Below are 17,445 nucleotides of genomic sequence, written 5' to 3' on the forward strand. Positions count from 1 at the left end.
CCGCCGCCGGTCGTCCGGGACAGTACGGCGCGGGGACCGGACCCGTCAGGCGCTCTCGGCGGCGAGCGCGCGGACCGCGTCCGCGAACGCCTCGCCCCGCTTGTTGTAGTTGACGAACATGTCCATCGAGGCACAGGCCGGGGCCATCAGCACGGTGTCCCCCGGGCGGGCGAGCCGTGCCGCCTCCCGGACCGCCTCGGACATCGCCCCAGTGTCGGTCCGGTCGAGGTCGACCACCGGGACCTCGGGGGCGTGTCGCGCGAGGGCTTCACGGATCAGCTCCCGGTCCCGGCCGATCAGGACGGCGCCGCGGAGCCGGCCGGCGGCCGCGGTCACCAGTTCGTCGAAGGTCGCGCCCTTGGCGAGGCCCCCGGCGATCCAGACGATCGGGTCGTAGGCCGCGAGCGAGGCCTCGGCGGCGTGGGTGTTGGTGGCCTTGGAGTCGTCGACGTAGGCCACCCCGGCGATGTCCGCGACGTGTTCGATGCGGTGCGGGTCGGGGCGGAAGGCCCGCAGCCCGTCGCGTACGGCCGCGGGCTCGACGCCGAAGGCACGGGCCAGGGCCGCGGCCGCCAGGGCGTTGGCGATGTTGTGCGGGGCCGGCGGGTCGATGTCCCCGATCTCGGCGAGTTCCTGGGCCTGCTTCTGCCGGTTCGCCACGAAGGCGCGGTCGACGAGGATGCCGTCGACGACGCCGAGCTGGGAGGGGCCGGGCGTGCCCAGGGTGAAGCCGATGGCCCGGCAGCCCTCCTCCACGTCGGCCTCGCGGACCAGGTCCTCGGTGGCCGGGTCGGCAGCGTTGTACACGCAGGCGACCCGGTTGCCCTCGTAGACCCGGCCCTTGTCGGCGGCGTAGGCCGCCATGGAGCCGTGCCAGTCGAGGTGGTCCGGGGCCAGGTTGAGGACGGCCGCGGAGTGGGCGCGCAGCGAGGGCGCCCAGTGCAGCTGGTAGCTGGACAGCTCGACGGCGAGCACGTCGTACTCCTGGTCGCCGACCACGGCGTCCAGGAGCGAGACGCCGATGTTGCCCACGGCGGCGGTGCGCAGCCCGGCCGCCTCCAGGATCGAGGCGAGCATCCGCACGGTCGTGGTCTTGCCGTTGGTGCCGGTGACCGCCAGCCACGGGGCCGCGTCGGGGCCGCGCAGCCGCCAGGCGAGTTCGACGTCGCCCCAGACCGGGACGCCCGCCTCGGCGGCTGCCGCGAAGAGCGGTTTGTCGGGCTTCCAGCCCGGCGCGGTGACGACGAGCTCGGTGGACTCGGGCAGGGTCGCCCCGTCGCCGAGGCGCACGGCGATGCCCTGCGCCTCCAGCTCCGCGGCCTGCGTCCGGGAACGCTCGTCGTCCCCGTCGTTGACCACCGTGACGACGGCCCCGAGGCCGTGCAGCACCTTGGCCGCCGGGATTCCGGAGACCCCGAGTCCCGCGACGGTGACGCGCTTGCCCTGCCAGTCCGGGTTGCTCACTTCTCGGCTGCCCATCCTGCGTAGAAGAGACCGAGTCCGACGATCACGCACATGCCCTGGATGATCCAGAAGCGGACCACGACAAGGACTTCGGACCACCCCTTGAGTTCGAAGTGGTGCTGGAGCGGTGCCATCCGGAAGACCCGCTTGCCGGTCATCTTGAAGGAACCGACCTGGATGACCACGGACATGGTGATCATCACGAAGAGGCCGCCGAGGATGGCCAGCAGGAACTCGGTGCGGGAGCAGATCGCCAGACCGGCGAGCGCGCCGCCGAGGGCGAGCGAACCGGTGTCGCCCATGAAGATCTTGGCGGGCGAGGTGTTCCACCACAGGAAGCCGAAGCAGGCGCCCATCAGCGCGGAGGCGACGACGGCGAGGTCGAGCGGGTCCCGCACCTGGAAGCAGGCGTTGGGGTTGGTCAGGGTCTCCGCGTTGGCGCAGGACTCCTGGAACTGCCACAGCCCGATGAAGGTGTACGCGCCGAAGACCATCACCGAGGCGCCGGTGGCCAGGCCGTCCAGACCGTCGGTCAGGTTCACGCCGTTGGACATGGCGAGGATCATGAACAGCGCCCAGACGACGAACAGCACCGGGCCGATCGACCAGCCGAAGTCCGTGACGAACGAGAGCCTGTCGGAGGCCGGGGTGTTGCCGCGGGAGTCGGCGAACTGGAGCGAGAGCACCGCGAAGGCGACGCCCACGATCAGCTGGCCCGCCATCTTCGCCTTGGCCCGCAGGCCCAGCGAACGCTGCTTGACGATCTTGATGTAGTCGTCGAGGAAGCCGACGAGGCCCATGCCCGCCATCAGGAAGAGCACCAGCACGCCGGAGAATCGCATCTCCTCGCCGGTGATCAGCTTCGCCGCGATGTACGCGATGATCGTCGCCAGGATGAAGGCGATGCCGCCCATGGTGGGCGTGCCCTTCTTCGACCCGTGGGTGCGCGGGCCGTCGTCCCGGATGAACTGGCCGTATCCCTTGCGGGCCAGCAGCTTGATCAGCAGCGGAGTTCCGACCAGGGTCAGGAAGAGCCCGATGGCCCCCGCGAACAGGATCTGCCTCATCGGCCCGCGACCTCGCCCTCGGACGCGTTGCCCAGCAGTGCCATGGCGACCTGCTCCAGGCCGACCGACCGGGACGCCTTCACCAGCACGACGTCTCCCGGGCGCAGTTCACTGCGCAACAGGTCGACCGCGGCCTGTGCGTCGGACACGTGCACCGACTCCTCACCCCACGAACCCTCGTTGTATGCGCCCAGTTGCAGCCAGGAGGCTTCTCTCCCCCCGACGGCGACGAGCTTGCTGACGTTGAGCCGGACGGCGAGCCGTCCGACCGCGTCGTGCTCGGCGAGCGAGGCGTCGCCGAGCTCGGCCATCTGGCCGAGCACCGCCCACGTACGCCGGCCCTTTCCCATGGCGACCAGCGCGCGCAGCGCGGCTTTCATGGATTCGGGGTTCGCGTTGTAGGCGTCATTGACGAACGTCACGCCGTCCGGACGCTCGGTGACCTCCATGCGCCAGCGGGAGAGGGTGCCCGCCTCGGAGAGCCCTTGGGCGATCTCGTCTGCGGACAGGCCCAACTCATGGGCGACGGCGGCCGCGGCGAGCGCGTTCGACACGTGGTGCTCACCGTACAGGCGCATGGTCACGTCGCTGCACCCGGTGGGTGTGTGGAGCTTGAAAGCGGGGCGTCCGTCGTCGGTGAGACGGACGTTCTCTCCCCTTACGTCCGCTTCCGCGGCTTCGCCGAAGAGCAGCACCCGGGCCCTGGTGCGGGAGGACATGGCGCGTACGAGCGGGTCGTCGGCGTTGAGCACGGCGGTGCCGTCCTCGGGCAGCGACTCGACCATCTCGCCCTTGGCCTGCGCGATCTGCTCCCGGCCGCCGAACTCGCCGATGTGGGCGGTGCCGACGTTGAGGACGAGGCCGATCCGGGGCGGGACGAGGCCGGTGAGGTAACGGATGTCGCCGATGTAGCGCGCGCCCATCTCGAGGACGAGGTGGCGGGTGTCCTCGGTGGCGCGCAGGGCGGTGAGCGGCAGGCCGATCTCGTTGTTGAGGTTGCCCGCCGGGTAGACGGTGGGCCCCTTGCGCTCGAGGAGCTGGGCGATGAGGTCCTTGGTGGAGGTCTTGCCGGCGGAGCCGGTGAGTGCGACGACGGTGGTGCCGAGGCGGTCCACGACGGCCCTGGCGAGCGCGCCGAGCGCCGCCACGACGTCGTCGACGACGATCGCCGGAACGCCGACGGGGCGGGTGGCCAGCACCGCTGCCGCGCCCGCCTCGACGGCGCGCTGCGCGTAGTCGTGGCCGTCGACCCGCTCGCCGGCGAAGGCGGCGAACAGGCTGCCGTGCTTCACCTCCCGGGAGTCGATGACGACCGGTCCGCTGACGGTTGCTGCCTGATCGGGTATGTCGTGCGACTGCCCGCCGACGATTTCGGCGATCTCGGCGAGGGAAAGGGCGATCACTTGGTCATCCCTGACTGTTGTTCTCGTGGGTGTGGGCGCGGGGGTCGGCGTCCGTGGTGCTCGCGTGCCCCAGGGAGCGGTCGATGGCCGCGCGCAGGACCACGCGGTCGTCGAAGGGGCGTACGACGCCGTGGATGTCCTGGCCCTGCTCGTGGCCCTTGCCGGCGACCAGCACGGTGTCACCGGGTTCGGCACGGGCGACCGCGGCGGCGATGGCCGCGGCCCGGTCGGCGTCGACCAGGACGTCGCCCCGCTCGTGGACGGGGACCTCGGCGGCGCCCGCGAGCATGGCGGCCAGGATTCCGAGGGGGTCCTCGGAACGGGGGTTGTCGGAGGTCAGCACGGCGGTGTCGGCGAGGCGGGCCGCGGCGGCGCCCATCGGGCCGCGCTTGGTCGTGTCGCGGTCGCCGCCGCAGCCGAGGACGATGTGGAGCCGGCCCTCGGTGACCTTGCGCAGGGAGCGCAGGACGGATTCGACGGCGTCGGTCTTGTGCGCGTAGTCGACGACCGCCAGGTAGGGCTGTCCGGCGTCCACCCGCTCCAGCCGGCCGGGGACGCCGGGGACGGCCGCGACGCCGTCGGCCGCGGTCTGCGGGTCGATGCCCGCGACGGCGAGGGTGACGATCGCGGCGAGGGTGTTGGCTACGTTGAACGGGCCGGGCAGCGGGGCCCTGGCCGTGATCCGTTCGTCCTTGGGGCCGACGACGGTGAAGGTGGAGCCCAGCGGGCCCACCTCGACCTCCTCGGCCCGCCAGTCGGCGTCCGGGTGGCCCTCGGCGGAGAAGGTGACGACCGGGACGGACGCCTCGGTGACCAGCCTGCGGCCGTACGCGTCGTCGAAGTTGACGACGCCCTGCCGGCTGCGCCCGGGTGTGAAGAGCCGTGCCTTGGCCTGGAAGTAGTCCTCCATCCCGGAGTGGAACTCCATGTGCTCCGGGCTGAGGTTGTTGAAGACCGCGACGTCGAAGACGCAGCCGTCGACCCGGCCGAGCACCAGGGCGTGGCTGGAGACCTCCATGGTCACCGAGTCGACGCCCCGCTCGCGCATGACGGCGAACAGGGCCTGCAGGTCGGTGGCCTCGGGGGTGGTGCGCTCGGACTTGATGCGCTCGTCGCCGATCCGCATCTCGACGGTGCCGATCAGTCCGGTGGCATGGCCCGCGCCGCGGAAGCCGCCCTCGACGAGGTACGCGGTGGTGGTCTTGCCGGACGTCCCGGTGATCCCGATCTGGAGGAGGCCGGCGCCGGGGCGTCCGTAGATCTCGGCGGCGAGTTCGCCCATCCGGCCGCGCGGGTCCTCGGTGACCAGCACCGGCAGTCCGGTGGCGGCGGCACGTTCGGCGCCCGTCGGGTCGGTGAGGATCGCCGTCGCGCCGAGGCCGGCCGCCTGGGCCGCGAAGTCGGCGCCGTGGAGGCGGGCGCCCGGCAGGGCCGCGTACACATCACCGGGGCGCACCGCCCGCGAGTCGTGGGTGATGCCGGTGACCTCGCCGGTCCCCGGCGGTTCGACTCCCAGCCGGGCCGCCAGTTCGCCGAGCGGCGTCGGTCCGATCCGGTCCGGACGGGGCGCTCCCGGGTATTGCGCGGGCGCGGCCTTCTGGGTGGTTTGGAACTGATCAGCGTGGGGCACGGCGGTGAGCGTACCGGGCGCACCCGGCCTCTCGCGAAGTGAGGGGCCGGGGTTTTGGCGGTTCCGGTTCTGGTTCCCGGGTTCGGGCGTGATGGTTGTCACTGCTTGGTTCCCCGGGTTCACTCGTCGGGTTCGAAGGACACCGGCAGCCTGGCCGGATCGCTGCCGGACGGCGGGGTCTGGAGGGTCTTCAGCGCGAATTCCATGACCTGCTTGTAGATCGGCCCGCAGATCTGGCCGCCGAAGTAGCTGCCCTTGGTCGGGTTCTGGATCGCGCAGTAGACGGTGATCTGCGGCTTGTCGGCGGGCGCGAAGCCGGCGAAGGAAGCGGTGTAGCCGCGGTATCCGCCGCGCACCGGATCGACCCGGTTGGCCGTACCGGTCTTGCCGGCCACCCGGTAGCCCGGGATCTTGGCCTTCGTGCCGGTGCCCTCCTCGTCGCCGACCACCGACTCCAGCATGGCTGCCAGCGTCCTGGCGGTCTTCGCGCTGATCACCCTGGTCCGCTCGGGCGGGTCGGCGGCCCGGAAGCGGCCGTGGGCGTCCTTGGTGCCGCGCACCAGCGTGGGCTCGATCCGGACACCGTCGTTGGCGATCGTGGAGTAGATGGAAGCGGCCTGCATGGCGTTGAGCGAGAGGCCCTGGCCGAACGGGATCGTGTACTGCTGCGAGGTCGACCAGTCGCCGGGGGCGGCGAGGATGCCGGGGGTCTCGCCCGGGTAGTCGAGGCCGGTCGGCGAGCCGATCCCGAATTTGCGCAGGTAGGAGTGGAGGACCTTGTTGGCCTCGGCCTGCGTCTTGCCGAGTTCGCCGGTGGCCAGAATGGTGCCGATGTTGCTGGACTTGGCGAGTACGCCGTTGAGCGTCAGGTACCAGGTGGGGTGGTCGACGTCGTCCTTGAAGAGCCGGTCGCCGCGGTGCAGCCGGTTGGGGACGGTGACGTGGGTGCCCGGGGTGGCGACCTTCTCCTCCAGTACGGCGGCCATCGACATGACCTTGCTGGTGGAGCCGGGTTCGTACGCGTCCTGGAGCGCCGCGTTGCCCAGTGCCGCCGCGTCGGCCTGCGAGAGGTCGTTGGGGTCGAAGCCGGGGGCGTTGGCCATGGCGAGGACCTCGCCGGTCCTGGTGTTCTGGACGATCACGTAGCCCCGGTCGGCCTTCGACTTCTTCACCTGGTCGGTGATGGCCTGCTGGGCGGCCCACTGGATGTCGCGGTCGATGGTCAGCTCGACGTCGGAGCCGGGGACGGCCGGGATCTCCTTGGTGCCCGCGGTGGGCACCTGCCGACCGCCGGCCTGGGCGTACCTGATCTTGCCGTCCTCGCCCGCCAGTTCCTTGTCCAGCTTCGATTCGAGGCCGCCCGCGCCCTCGCCCTCGGCGTTGACGTAACCCAGTATCCCGGCGGCGAGCCCGCCGTTGGGGTACACCCGTTTGGTCGTCGCCTCCTGGAAGACGCCGGCCAGCACGTTGGCTCCGGCGCCGCCGCGGGCCCGGTCCTTGGCGGCCTTCTCCGCGAAGACCGACTTGAGGTCCTTGATCTGGTTCCAGACCTGGGGGGTCTGGCGGCGGGCGAGGACGGTGTAGCGGCCTTTTCCGGCCAGTTTTCGGGTCAGCTCGGCGGTGTCGGTGCCGAGGATCGGGGCGAGCAGCGCCGCGGCCTGCTGGGGTGCGTCCGGGGCCTTGCTGAACTCGGGCGTGAACATCGAGGGGTCGGCGGTGATGTTGTACGCGTCGACGCTGGTGGCCAGCGCGATCCCGTTGCGGTCGGTGATCTCGCCGCGCTCGGCGGAGATCGTGTGGTCGAGGTAGCGGTTCTCCTTCGCCTTGGCCGCGTACGCGTCGGCGTCGACGGCCTGGACCTGGAGGAGCCGGACCACGAACACCAGCATGACGAGCGTCAGGGCGAGGCTGACCAGCCGGAGCCGGGGACGCGGATTGCCCAGGCGCAGCGGGCCCGCGGGTCGGGGGCGGGACGGGCGCGGGGGCGGGGCGGCGGGGCGGCGGGCGGCGGGCCGGGGGCGCCGCCCGTCCGTGGCGCCGCGCGGGCGGGCGGGGCCGGGGACCCGGCGGCGCGGTGGTTCCTTGGACGGCACTGGGTCACCTGCCGGGGCTCGTCGAGGGCTGGTCCGCCGGGGTGCGCGGCGTGGCGGACGGGGCCGCGGGGGCGGTGGGACGGGTGGTGCCCGAGGGGTGGGCGGGGTCCGTGCGGCGGAACGGGACGCGGCGCCCGCGGCCGGCCGGACCGAGGGGGTGCCGGTGCTGCGCGGCGAGGGCGGGGCCGGGGCGGCGCCGGCCTCGGAGGGCACGCCCCGGACCTTGCCGTCCGGGCCGAGGAAGGCGGGGCTGCCGCCGGGGACCATGCCCAGCTCGCGGGCGCGCCGTTCCAGGGCGTCGGGCTTGGAGTAGTTGTCGACGTCGCGCTGGAGGGCCTGCTGTTCGTCGGTGAGTTCGGTGGTCCGCTTCTTCAGCTCGCTCAGCCTGAACGATCCTTCGTTGAGGGCCGAGTTGAGCACCAGGAGCGTGATCAGACCACCGGCGAGGAGCGCCACGACCAGCAGGACGAAGGGGGTGCGGGCCGCTTTGCTGGGCCGGGAGGGCATCAGCCGGGCGAGCCGCGCGGCCCGCCCCCGCAACTGCGCGGCCGGTTTGCTCACCGCGCCGCCCCGGCCGTCACCGGGGGCCGGAGGTCCGGACGCCGGGTGTTCATCGCTCCTCCTCGCGGATGCGCTGGGCGCCGCGCAGCCGGGCGGGGGCGGCGCGCCGGTTCTCGGCGACCTCCTCCTCCGTGGGCAGCTCCGCGCCGCGGGTCAGCAGCTTCAGCCGGGGCTGGTAGCGCTCGGGCACGACCGGCAGTCCGGGCGGCGCCGTGGTGGCGGCGCCGGCCGCGAACACCTGCTTGACCAACCGGTCCTCCAGCGAGTGGTACGAGAGGACGGCGATCCGGCCGCCGACGGCGAGGCTCTGCACGGCCGCCGGGATGGCCCGTTCCAGGACGGTGAGCTCGCCGTTGACCTCGATGCGCAGCGCCTGGAAGGTGCGCTTGGCGGGGTTGCCGCCGGTGCGCTTGGCGGCCTGTGGCAGCGCGTCGCGGATCAGCTCGACGAGCCGGGCGCTGTTGCTGAACGGCTCCTTCTCGCGCTCGCGCACGATCGCGGAGACGATCCGCTTGGCCTGCTTCTCCTCGCCGTACGCCCGCAGGATGCGCACCAGCTCGCCCGGCGGGTAGGTGTTGAGGACCTCGGCGGCGCTCATCCCGGTCGTCTGGTCCATGCGCATGTCGAGCGGGGCGTCCTGGGCGTAGGCGAAGCCGCGGTCGGCCTCGTCCAGCTGCATGGAGGAGACGCCGAGGTCGAACAGGACGCCCTGGACCTTCGGGACGCCGAGCCTGTCGAGCACCTCGGGAAGTTCGTCGTAGACGGCGTGCACCAGGGTGGCCCGGTCGCCGTACGGGGCGAGCCGTTCGCCGGAGAGCCGCAGCGCCTCCTTGTCCCGGTCCAGCCCGATCAGCCGGGCGGAGGGGAAGGCCGAGAGCAGCGCCTCGCTGTGTCCGCCGAGGCCGAGGGTGCAGTCGACGACCACGGGCGCCTGCGGGCCCGGCGTCTCCAGAGCCGGGGCCAACAGGTCCAGGCACCGCTGGAGCATCACCGGGACGTGTCGGGTCTGGCTCATGTGCCCTCTCAGGCTCAGGTCCCGTGCGGTCGTACGTACGGCCCGGTCCCCGCCCGCTCAGAAGGGGAGGCCGAACGGCACCGGGGAAGGAGGCGCCTGCCGACCGGCGAGCGGGAGAGGGCCGGGCCGCACGTACGCCGCACACGGGGGAAATCTTCGGAATGTGCGGGGTGTCGGTAACTTCCCGTCACTTTAGTCCACCCTGCCATTCGATCGATTCCCGATCAATCAGCCGGGCTGCGCGTCGCCCTGCCCGGCCCTCACCCGCCCGGAGGAGCGCCGGGAGGCTTGTGGGTTACCTCACAACAAGTCTCGTTGACGTTCTTTGTCCCTTCTCACAACGCGACGCGACGGGGGGCGGGGGATAACGTCGTAGCCATGTCGACTTCCGCACACTCCCCCGCCGGGCCCGCCGCGCCCGCCGCCGATCAGGCCCGTGACGGGGAGACGGTCACCGACCGCCTCGTCGCGGCGAACACCAGGTACGCCGCCGGTTTCGAGGATCCGGGCATGGACGCGAAGCCGGTGCTGCGCGTCGCCGTGGTCGCCTGCATGGACGCCCGGCTCGACCTGCACGACGCGCTCGGCCTGGCGCTCGGCGACTGTCACACCATCCGCAACGCGGGCGGTGTGGTCACCGACGACGTGATCCGTTCGCTGACCATCAGCCAGCGGGCCCTGGGCACGCGCAGCGTGATACTGATCCACCACACCAACTGCGGCCTGGAGTCGATCACCGAGGAGTTCCGCCAGGAACTGGAGGTGGAGGTCGGCCAGCGTCCGGTCTGGGCGGTCGAGGCGTACAAGGACGCCGACCAGGACGTGCGGCAGTCGATGCAGCGCGTGCGCACCTCGCCGTTCCTGCTGCACACCGATGACGTCCGCGGCTTCGTCTTCGACGTGACCACCGGCCTGCTGCGCGAGATCCTGCCCGCGGCCTGACCCCCGGTACGATCCCTCAGCCCCGGTACCACCCCTTCCGGAACCGAAAAATCCTACCGAACCCGGCATACCGCCCCCACTTGTCCACAGGCAAGTGACATGACGCGGCAACGGCAACAAGAATGCCCGTGTGGCATCCCGCCGGGCGGTTCCGGAAGGGGTGGCCATGTTTCGGGGTGGCCGGGCGGCTCCATGCGCGTCGGTCCGTGATTGGGGTACCCCTTGCCCCTCGTGGGCGGGGGCAGGGCCGAGGAGGACCGGGTGACGACCTATGACGATCGAGCGAGCCTCACAGATCTGACCACGACCGCGGAGCGGGTGCGCGGGTCGGTGGAGCGGGTGATCGAGGGCAAGCCCGAGGTCGTGCGGCTTTCGCTGACCGTGCTGCTGGCGGAGGGACATCTCCTCATCGAGGACGTCCCCGGAGTCGGCAAGACGATGCTGGCCAAGGCGCTGGCGCGGTCCATCGACTGCTCGGTGCGGCGCATCCAGTTCACGCCGGACCTGCTGCCCTCGGACATCACCGGGGTGTCCGTCTTCGACCAGCAGCGGCGCGACTTCGAGTTCAAGCCGGGGGCGATCTTCGCCCAGATCGTGATCGGCGACGAGATCAACCGGGCCTCGCCGAAGACCCAGTCCGCGCTGCTGGAGTCGATGGAGGAGCGCCAGGTCACCATCGACGGGCACAGCTACGAGCTGCCCGATCCGTTCATGGTGGTGGCCACCCAGAACCCGGTGGAGATGGAGGGCACCTATCCGCTGCCCGAGGCCCAGCGCGACCGGTTCATGGCGCGGGTGTCGATCGGCTACCCGAACGCGGACGCCGAACTGCGGATGCTCGACGTGCACGGCGCCGTCTCGCCGCTCGACGACCTGCAGCCGGTGGCGCACGCGCACGACATCGTGAAGCTGATCGACGCGGTGCGTACGGTGCACGTCGCCGACGCCGTGCGGCGGTACGCGGTGGAGCTCGTCGCGGCCACCCGCAGCCATCCCGACCTCCGGCTCGGCGCCTCGCCGCGGGCCACGCTGCACCTGCTGCGCGCCGCGAAGGCCTCCGCGGCGCTGGAGGGCCGGGACTACTGCCTGCCGGACGACGTGCAGGCGCTGGCGGTCGCGGTGCTCGCGCACCGCCTGCTGCCGACGGCCCAGGCCCAGCTGAACCGCCGCACCTCCGAGCAGGTCGTGCAGGAGATCCTCCAGCGGACACCGGTCCCGACCGCCGCCGGCGGCGTCCAGACGCAGCCCCGGCACCAGCCGGGGCCCCCGGTGTACGGCCGGCAGCCCGGCGCACGGCGGGTGTGATGGCCGCCGGGGGGCCGCCCGCGAGGAACGACGGCGACGACAGGGGCGCGCTGCGGGCGGCCCTGGGCGGGCTGACCACGCGCGGGAGGTCCTTCCTCGCGGCCGGTGTCGCCGCGGCGGTCTGCGCGTACGTGCTGGGGCAGGGGGACCTGCTGCGGGTCGGGCTGCTGCTCGCCGTGCTGCCGCTGGTCTGTGTGATGGTGCTCGTCCGCACCCGGTACCGGGTGGCGGGCACCCGGCGGCTCTCGCCGTCCCGGGTTCCGGCGGGCACCGAGGCGCGGGTCCGTCTGCGCATGGAGAACGTCTCGCGGATACCGACGGGGCTGCTGATGCTCCAGGACCGGGTGCCCTACGTGCTCGGGCCCCGGCCCCGGTTCGTACTGGACCGGGTGGAGGCCGGCGGCCACCGCGAGGTGTCCTACCGGGTGCGCTCGGACCTGCGCGGACGCTACCCGCTCGGGCCGCTCCAGCTGCGGCTGAGCGATCCGTTCGGGATGTGCGAGCTGACCCGCTCGTTCAGCGCGTACGACACCCTCGTGGTCATTCCGCGGACCGAGCCGCTGCCGCCGGTGCGGCTGGCCGGCGAGGCCCCGGGGTACGGCGAGGGGCGGCAGCGCTCGCTGGCGCTGGCCGGTGACGACGACGTGATCCCGCGCAACTACCGGCACGGCGACGACCTGCGCCGGGTCCACTGGCGTTCCACGGCGCGCTACGGCGAGCTCATGGTGCGCCGCGAGGAACAGCCGCAGCGGTCCAGGTGCACGGTGCTGCTGGACACCCGGCGGATCGCCTACCGGGGGGCGGGGCCCGACTCCGCCTTCGAGTGGGCGGTGTCCGGGGCCGCATCCACGCTGGTGCACATGCTGGAGCGCGGCTTCGCCGTCCGGCTGCTGACCGATGACGGGACCACGGTCCCCGGCGAGGGCGAGGGCGGTTTCGCCGGTTCGACGCAGGAGTCCGCCGACTCGGCGGGGCTGATGATGGACACCCTGGCGGTGGTCGGCCACTCGGACGGCAGCGGTCTGTCCCGCGCGTACGACGTGCTGCGCGGCGGCAACGAGGGACTGCTGGTCGCGTTCTTCGGCGACCTCGACGAGGAGCAGGTCGCGGTGGCGGCGCGGATGCGGCAGCGCAGCGGGGGCGCCGTGGCGTTCGTCCTGGCAGCCGCGGCCTGGACGCAGGGCGAGGCCCCGGCCCCGGGGGCGGAGGCGACGTTCGGGGAACGGCTGCGGCTGCTGCGGGAGTCGGGCTGGACGGCGGTCCCGGTGACGCCCGGGACCGGTCTCGCCGAATACTGGCGGCAGGCGGGGCACCAGGGCGTGACGGCGGATTCCGTCGGCGACGCGGGTGGTACGACGGGTTTCTCCGGGGGATGGTCATGAGCGGTCGTGGTCGGCTGGCGCTGTGCGCCTTCGTGGCGACGCTGGCGGCGGCGACCTCGATGCTGCCGCTGGTCGAGCCGGCGAGCTGGATCCTGCAGGCGGCCTTCCTGCTGGCGGTCCAGAGCGGGACGGGCGCGCTCGTCCGCCGGGCGCCCGTGCCCCGTGCGGTGATCGTCGTGGCGCAGGCGCTGGTCCTGCTGGTCCTGCTGACCGTGGCGTTCGCCAGGGAACAGGCACCGGCCGGTGTGCTGCCGGGTCCGGAGGTGTTCCAGCGGCTGGCGGAGCTGCTGAGGGCGGGCGCCGACGATGTCGGCACCTACGCCGCTCCGGCGCCCGGGACGGACGGCATCCGGCTGATACTGATCGGTGGTGTGCTGCTGGTCGGCCTGGCCGTGGACGCCCTCGCGGTGACCTTCCGCAGCGCGGCCCCGGCCGGTCTGCCGCTGCTCGCGCTGTACTCGGTCGCCGCCGGGCTGTCCGAGGGTGGGGCCGGCTGGCTCTGGTTCCTGCTGGCGGCCGGTGGCTATCTGCTGCTCCTGCTGGCGGAGGGCCGGGACCGGCTCTCGCAGTGGGGGCGGGTCTTCAGCGGTGCCACCGGCGGGGCCCCGCGGGGCCCCGCGGTCGGCGCGGCGCTCTCGGGCGGCCACCCGACGGCCCCGGTCCGGACCGGGCGCCGCATCGGCGCGCTGGTCCTGGGCGTCTCGCTGGTCGTGCCGGCGGCGTTGCCCGCGCTCGACGGCGGCCTGCTGAGCGAGCGGAACGGCGGCGGGGGCGGCCAGGGGAGCGGCGGCACCATCTCCGCGGTGAACCCCCTGGTCTCGCTGCAGAACAACCTGAACCAGCCGGAGAACCGGCAGGTGATGTCCTACCGCACCAACACCAACGATCCGCAGGGCTTCTACCTGCGCATCCTCGCCCTGGACCAGTTCAACGGCGACGAGTGGCGGCCCTCCACGCGCCGTCTGAGCGACGTGCCCGAGCGGCTGCCGCAGCCGGCCGGGCTCGGCCCGGACGTCGAGGTCACGGAGATCCGGTCGAACATCTCCTCGTCCCCTTCCTACCGGCAGACCTATCTGCCGCTCCCCTACCCCGCGGCCGAGGTCAAGATCGGCGGACGCTGGCGGTACGAGCCGGCGGGGCGGACGCTCGTCGGTGACCGCGGGCAGACGACCGGTGGTGCGCAGTACGAGGTCTCCAGCCTGGTGGTGCAGCCGACCGCCGAGCAGCTCGCCTCGGCGGGCCCCGCCCCGGCCGCCCTGCGACGTGAGTACACCCGGGTGCCCGACTCCCTGCCGAAGGTGGTCGGGAAGACCGCGACCGAGGTGACCAGGGGCGCCGCCAACGACTACGAGCGGGCGGTGAAGCTGCAGAACTACTTCGCGTCGAACGGCGGCTTCGTCTACGACACCTCGGTGAACTCGGGCACCGGGAGCGCGGCGATCGGCCGCTTCCTCGAGGAGAAGCAGGGCTTCTGCGTCCACTTCTCCTTCACGATGGCCGCGATGTCGCGGACGCTGGGCATCCCGGCCCGGGTCGCGGTGGGCTTCGCCCCCGGCACGGAGCAGGCGAACGGTTCGGTCTCGGTGGGTCTGCGCGACGCGCACGCCTGGCCCGAGCTGTACTTCGAGGGCGTCGGGTGGACCCGTTTCGAGCCGACCCCGACGCGGGGCAGCGTGCCGACGTACACCCGGCAGGAGGCCCCCGAGGGCGACGTGGACGACCCGGCCGTGCCGGAGGAGAACGCCTCGACCGCGCCGACGGCCGCCCCGGCCGTCCCGGACGAGTGCCCGGCGCAGATGCGCAAGCAGGGCGAGTGCGGCGACACGACGGCGCAGGGACCGGTGACCCCGACGGATTCCGGTACGTCGACGGGGGCCGTCGTCGGTCTGTCCCTGCTCGCCGTGGTGATCCTCGTACTGCCCCTGCTGCCGATGCTGTGGCGGCTCCGGGCGCGTCGTCGCAGGCTGGCCCCGCCCGCCGGACGGACGCCGGCCCAGGAGCGGGCCGCGCCGGCGTCGGCCGAGGGACGGGCCGTACCGTCGGATTCGCGGTCCGCCGCCACCGGTCCGGACCGGGCCCGCGGCGTCGCGTGGACTCCCGCCCCGGCGGACGCGGCGGGCACGACGGCCAGGACGCTGGCGGCCTGGCAGGAGATCACCGACACCGCCTGGGACCACGGCATCGAACCGGACGACTCCCGGACCCCGCGCAAGGCGGCGGTGCGGATGGTGCGGCTGGGGCGGCTCGAATTCGACGCGGCGGACGCGGTGCACCGGGTGGCCGGGGCGGTGGAGCAGGTCCTCTACGCCCCGGAGCCCCGCCCGGCCACCGGGCTGTCCGAGGACGTGGAGACGGTACGGGCCGGTCTGCGGGCGTCCGCCGGCCGGGTCGACCGGATCCGGGCGGTCGTGGCGCCACGCTCGGCCATTCGGGTGATCTGGACGGCCTCGGCCCGCTGGGCGGCGTTCACCGGCCGGTGCTCGGCGCTGTGGGGCCGTCTCCGGTGGCCGGTGCGGCCGCTGCGGCGCCCGTTCCGCCCCCAGGGATGAGGCACGGCCTGCGGGCCGCCGGAAGGGACGACCGGAAGCCCGGCCCCCGCCCCGGCGGCCCGCAGGACCGGCCCGGAGCCGGACGACGCCGAAAGGACGGCACCGCCACACTGCGGCTGCACGGCACGACGCTGCACGGCGCCGACACCGCGGCTGGACGGCACTGCGCCGCACGGCACGGCACGCATGGCACACATAACGCGACACGGCAGCATCGGGGGGCGGAGTGCGCGCGAGCACCGGGCGGGGTTGTGTGCCGAGCCGGTGCCCCGGCCCGCGCTCACCGGCCGGTGCGCCACAGGGGCGGCTTCCGCGCTCCTCGGTCGGCCCGGACAGGAGCGAGGGGCGGCCGCGAAGTCGCGGCCGCCCCTCGTCCAGGAGTGTTTCGAGGGCTACTGGCCCTGTTCGTCGCGGCGGCGCTGCCACCGCTGCTCGATGCGGTTCATCACGGTCCGGCGCTGCCTCGGGTGGTGACGACCGCCACCACCGCTCGCCGGATGCTCGCCCGGCTTGGGCGCCTTGCGCCAGCCGGTGACCGCGAGGACCGCGCAGCCCAGCATGACGAGGAACCCCACCACGCTGAGCCAGATCAGCTGAGCGACCATTCCGGACATGAGGAGCGCGATACCCACCAGGAAGCCTGCGACCGCCTGATAGACCCGTCGCCGGGTGTACGTACGCAGCCCGCTTCCCTCGAGCGCTGTCGCGAACTTGGGATCTTCGGCGTACAGCGCTCGCTCCATTTGCTCGAGCATTCGCTGCTCGTGCTCCGAGAGCGGCACGGAGTCCTCCTCGTCGTCGGCCGCGGGGGGCGGCCGGTATGCGGCCCTTCCAGGATAGGCAGGGATTCGCCCCCGTGAAACCCGCCTTCTTGCCCATCAGCCAGTCCGGGCCGCCACGACGGCTCGGCTGCTGAGGCGTTGATTCCCCGACCTCCGATCCGTCATGCCGGATGGTGTCCCCCGATCATACGGGGCGAAGCCCCCGATCGGGGGGTCCGGGGCGTACTCCGTCTGCCGCTGCGCCGCTGATCAGCCGTACCGCGGCCGCGGGCGGCCGCCGCACCGGCTCGCGCTCAGGCGCGCTTCGTGCCCAGAACGTGCAGCTGCGTCGCGACCGAGTGGAAGGCGGGCAGCTCCGCCGCCGCGGCCTCCAGCTTGAGCAGGGCCTCCATCGCACCGGGCTCGGTGTCCACCAGGACGCCGGGCACGAGGTCCGCGAAGACCCGCACCCCGTGGACCGCACCGACCTCGACGCCGGCCCCGGACACCAGCTCGGTGAGCTGGTCCGCGGTGTAGCGCCGAGGCACCGGGTCCCCCTCGCCCCAGCGGCCCGCCGGGTCGCCGAGCGCCTGCCGGGCCTCCGTGAAGTGACCGGCGAGCGCCCGTGCCAGGACCGCGCCGCCGAGCCCGGCGGCGAGCAGGCTGAGCGCTCCGGCCGGACGGAGCGCGTCCACCGCGTTGCGCACCCCCTCGGCGGGTTCGTCCACGTACTCCAGGACGCCGTGGCACAGCACCGCGTCGTAACCACCGCGCTCGGCCACCTCGAACAGTCCGTGGATGTCGCCCTGCACACCGCGGACCCGGTCGGCGACCCCGGCCTCGGCCGCCCGGCGCTCCAGCGCGAAGAGCGCGTTGGGGCTGGGGTCGACGACGGTGACGCGGTGGCCGAGGCGGGCGACCGGTACCGCGAAGTTTCCGGTGCCGCCGCCGGTGTCCAGGACGTCCAGGGCGTCCCTGCCGGTCGCCTTGACCCGGAGGTCGAGGGCGTCCTTGAGTACGTCCCAGACCACGGCGGTACGGAGGGAGGCGCGGGGGCGCAGCTGGTCCGACACGGCAGATGACTCCTCGGCACGGTGCCGCCACTGACGGCGGGAGCGTGAACAGTGCAGGTGGTACGAGTGCTGTCCACCCTATTGCCTCGCGCCGCCGGTGCCCTCATCCCGCGTCCGGCCGCCCCGACACCCCGCACCGGAGCTTCCGCCGCCTCGGTCCTGTCCACTCCCCCCGCCCGGTCCGGACCGACTGCCGCCCC

12 protein-coding genes and 1 pseudogene are annotated in these 17,445 nt (G+C 73.0%); 4 read left to right on the forward strand and 9 right to left on the reverse strand.

Annotation, left to right across the window (positions count from 1 at the left end; all coding sequences use genetic code 11):
* Positions 1–45 precede the first annotated feature (45 nt).
* The 7 genes and pseudogenes from murD to rsmH form a co-directional block, all read right to left on the reverse strand.
* On the reverse strand, positions 46–1,464 hold the full coding sequence (gene murD, locus OCT49_RS07840) for a UDP-N-acetylmuramoyl-L-alanine--D-glutamate ligase (protein ID WP_283855710.1): 1,419 nt from the start codon (positions 1,462–1,464) through the stop codon (positions 46–48).
* Positions 1,461–2,531, reverse strand: a complete 1,071-nt coding sequence (gene mraY, locus OCT49_RS07845) for a phospho-N-acetylmuramoyl-pentapeptide-transferase (protein WP_283851160.1) — start codon at positions 2,529–2,531, stop codon at positions 1,461–1,463. The genes murD and mraY overlap by 4 nt, the downstream gene beginning before the upstream one ends.
* Positions 2,528–3,934, reverse strand: a complete 1,407-nt coding sequence (locus OCT49_RS07850) for a UDP-N-acetylmuramoyl-tripeptide--D-alanyl-D-alanine ligase (protein WP_283851161.1) — start codon at positions 3,932–3,934, stop codon at positions 2,528–2,530. Before OCT49_RS07850 ends, mraY begins: the two co-directional genes overlap by 4 nt.
* A gap of 4 nt (positions 3,935–3,938) precedes the next feature.
* Positions 3,939–5,666: a UDP-N-acetylmuramoyl-L-alanyl-D-glutamate--2,6-diaminopimelate ligase gene (locus OCT49_RS07855; protein ID WP_283851162.1), complete on the reverse strand. Its 1,728-nt coding sequence runs from the start codon at positions 5,664–5,666 to the stop codon at positions 3,939–3,941.
* Positions 5,667–5,683: 17 nt separating this feature from the next.
* On the reverse strand, positions 5,684–7,657 hold the full coding sequence (locus OCT49_RS07860; protein WP_283855711.1) for a peptidoglycan D,D-transpeptidase FtsI family protein: 1,974 nt from the start codon (positions 7,655–7,657) through the stop codon (positions 5,684–5,686).
* A gap of 294 nt (positions 7,658–7,951) precedes the next feature.
* Positions 7,952–8,164, reverse strand: a pseudogene (ftsL, locus tag OCT49_RS40040) (cell division protein FtsL); the annotation flags it as partial.
* Positions 8,165–8,267: 103 nt separating this feature from the next.
* Positions 8,268–9,233, reverse strand: a complete 966-nt coding sequence (gene rsmH / locus OCT49_RS07865; protein ID WP_283851163.1) for a 16S rRNA (cytosine(1402)-N(4))-methyltransferase RsmH — start codon at positions 9,231–9,233, stop codon at positions 8,268–8,270.
* 378 nt (positions 9,234–9,611) lie between these two features.
* On the opposite strand from rsmH, the gene OCT49_RS07870 reads away from it, so the two are divergent.
* The 4 genes from OCT49_RS07870 (at position 9,612) to OCT49_RS07885 (ending at position 15,411) form a co-directional block, all read left to right on the forward strand.
* Entirely contained in the window at positions 9,612–10,175 is a 564-nt protein-coding gene (locus OCT49_RS07870; RefSeq protein ID WP_283851164.1) for a beta-class carbonic anhydrase, read from the forward strand.
* Between the two features lie 261 nt (positions 10,176–10,436).
* Entirely contained in the window at positions 10,437–11,480 is a 1,044-nt protein-coding gene (locus tag OCT49_RS07875; protein WP_283851165.1) for an AAA family ATPase, read from the forward strand.
* Positions 11,480–12,862 carry a DUF58 domain-containing protein gene (locus tag OCT49_RS07880; RefSeq protein WP_283851166.1) on the forward strand — a complete coding sequence of 461 codons (1,383 nt, stop codon included), beginning with the start codon at positions 11,480–11,482 and terminating at the stop codon, positions 12,860–12,862. The genes OCT49_RS07875 and OCT49_RS07880 overlap by 1 nt, the downstream gene beginning before the upstream one ends.
* Positions 12,859–15,411: a transglutaminase TgpA family protein gene (locus OCT49_RS07885; protein ID WP_283851167.1), complete on the forward strand. Its 2,553-nt coding sequence runs from the start codon at positions 12,859–12,861 to the stop codon at positions 15,409–15,411. Before OCT49_RS07880 ends, OCT49_RS07885 begins: the two co-directional genes overlap by 4 nt.
* A gap of 392 nt (positions 15,412–15,803) precedes the next feature.
* Here OCT49_RS07885 and OCT49_RS07890 read toward each other — a convergent pair whose 3' ends face one another.
* Complete coding sequence (locus tag OCT49_RS07890; protein ID WP_283851168.1) at positions 15,804–16,193, reverse strand: SCO2097 family morphological protein; 390 nt, start codon at positions 16,191–16,193, stop codon at positions 15,804–15,806.
* A gap of 293 nt (positions 16,194–16,486) precedes the next feature.
* Entirely contained in the window at positions 16,487–17,245 is a 759-nt protein-coding gene (locus OCT49_RS07895; RefSeq protein WP_283851169.1) for a class I SAM-dependent methyltransferase, read from the reverse strand.
* Positions 17,246–17,445: the final 200 nt, after the last annotated feature.

The sequence above is a fragment of the Streptomyces sp. ML-6 genome (assembly GCF_030116705.1).
Taxonomy (GTDB): Bacteria; Actinomycetota; Actinomycetes; order Streptomycetales; family Streptomycetaceae; genus Streptomyces.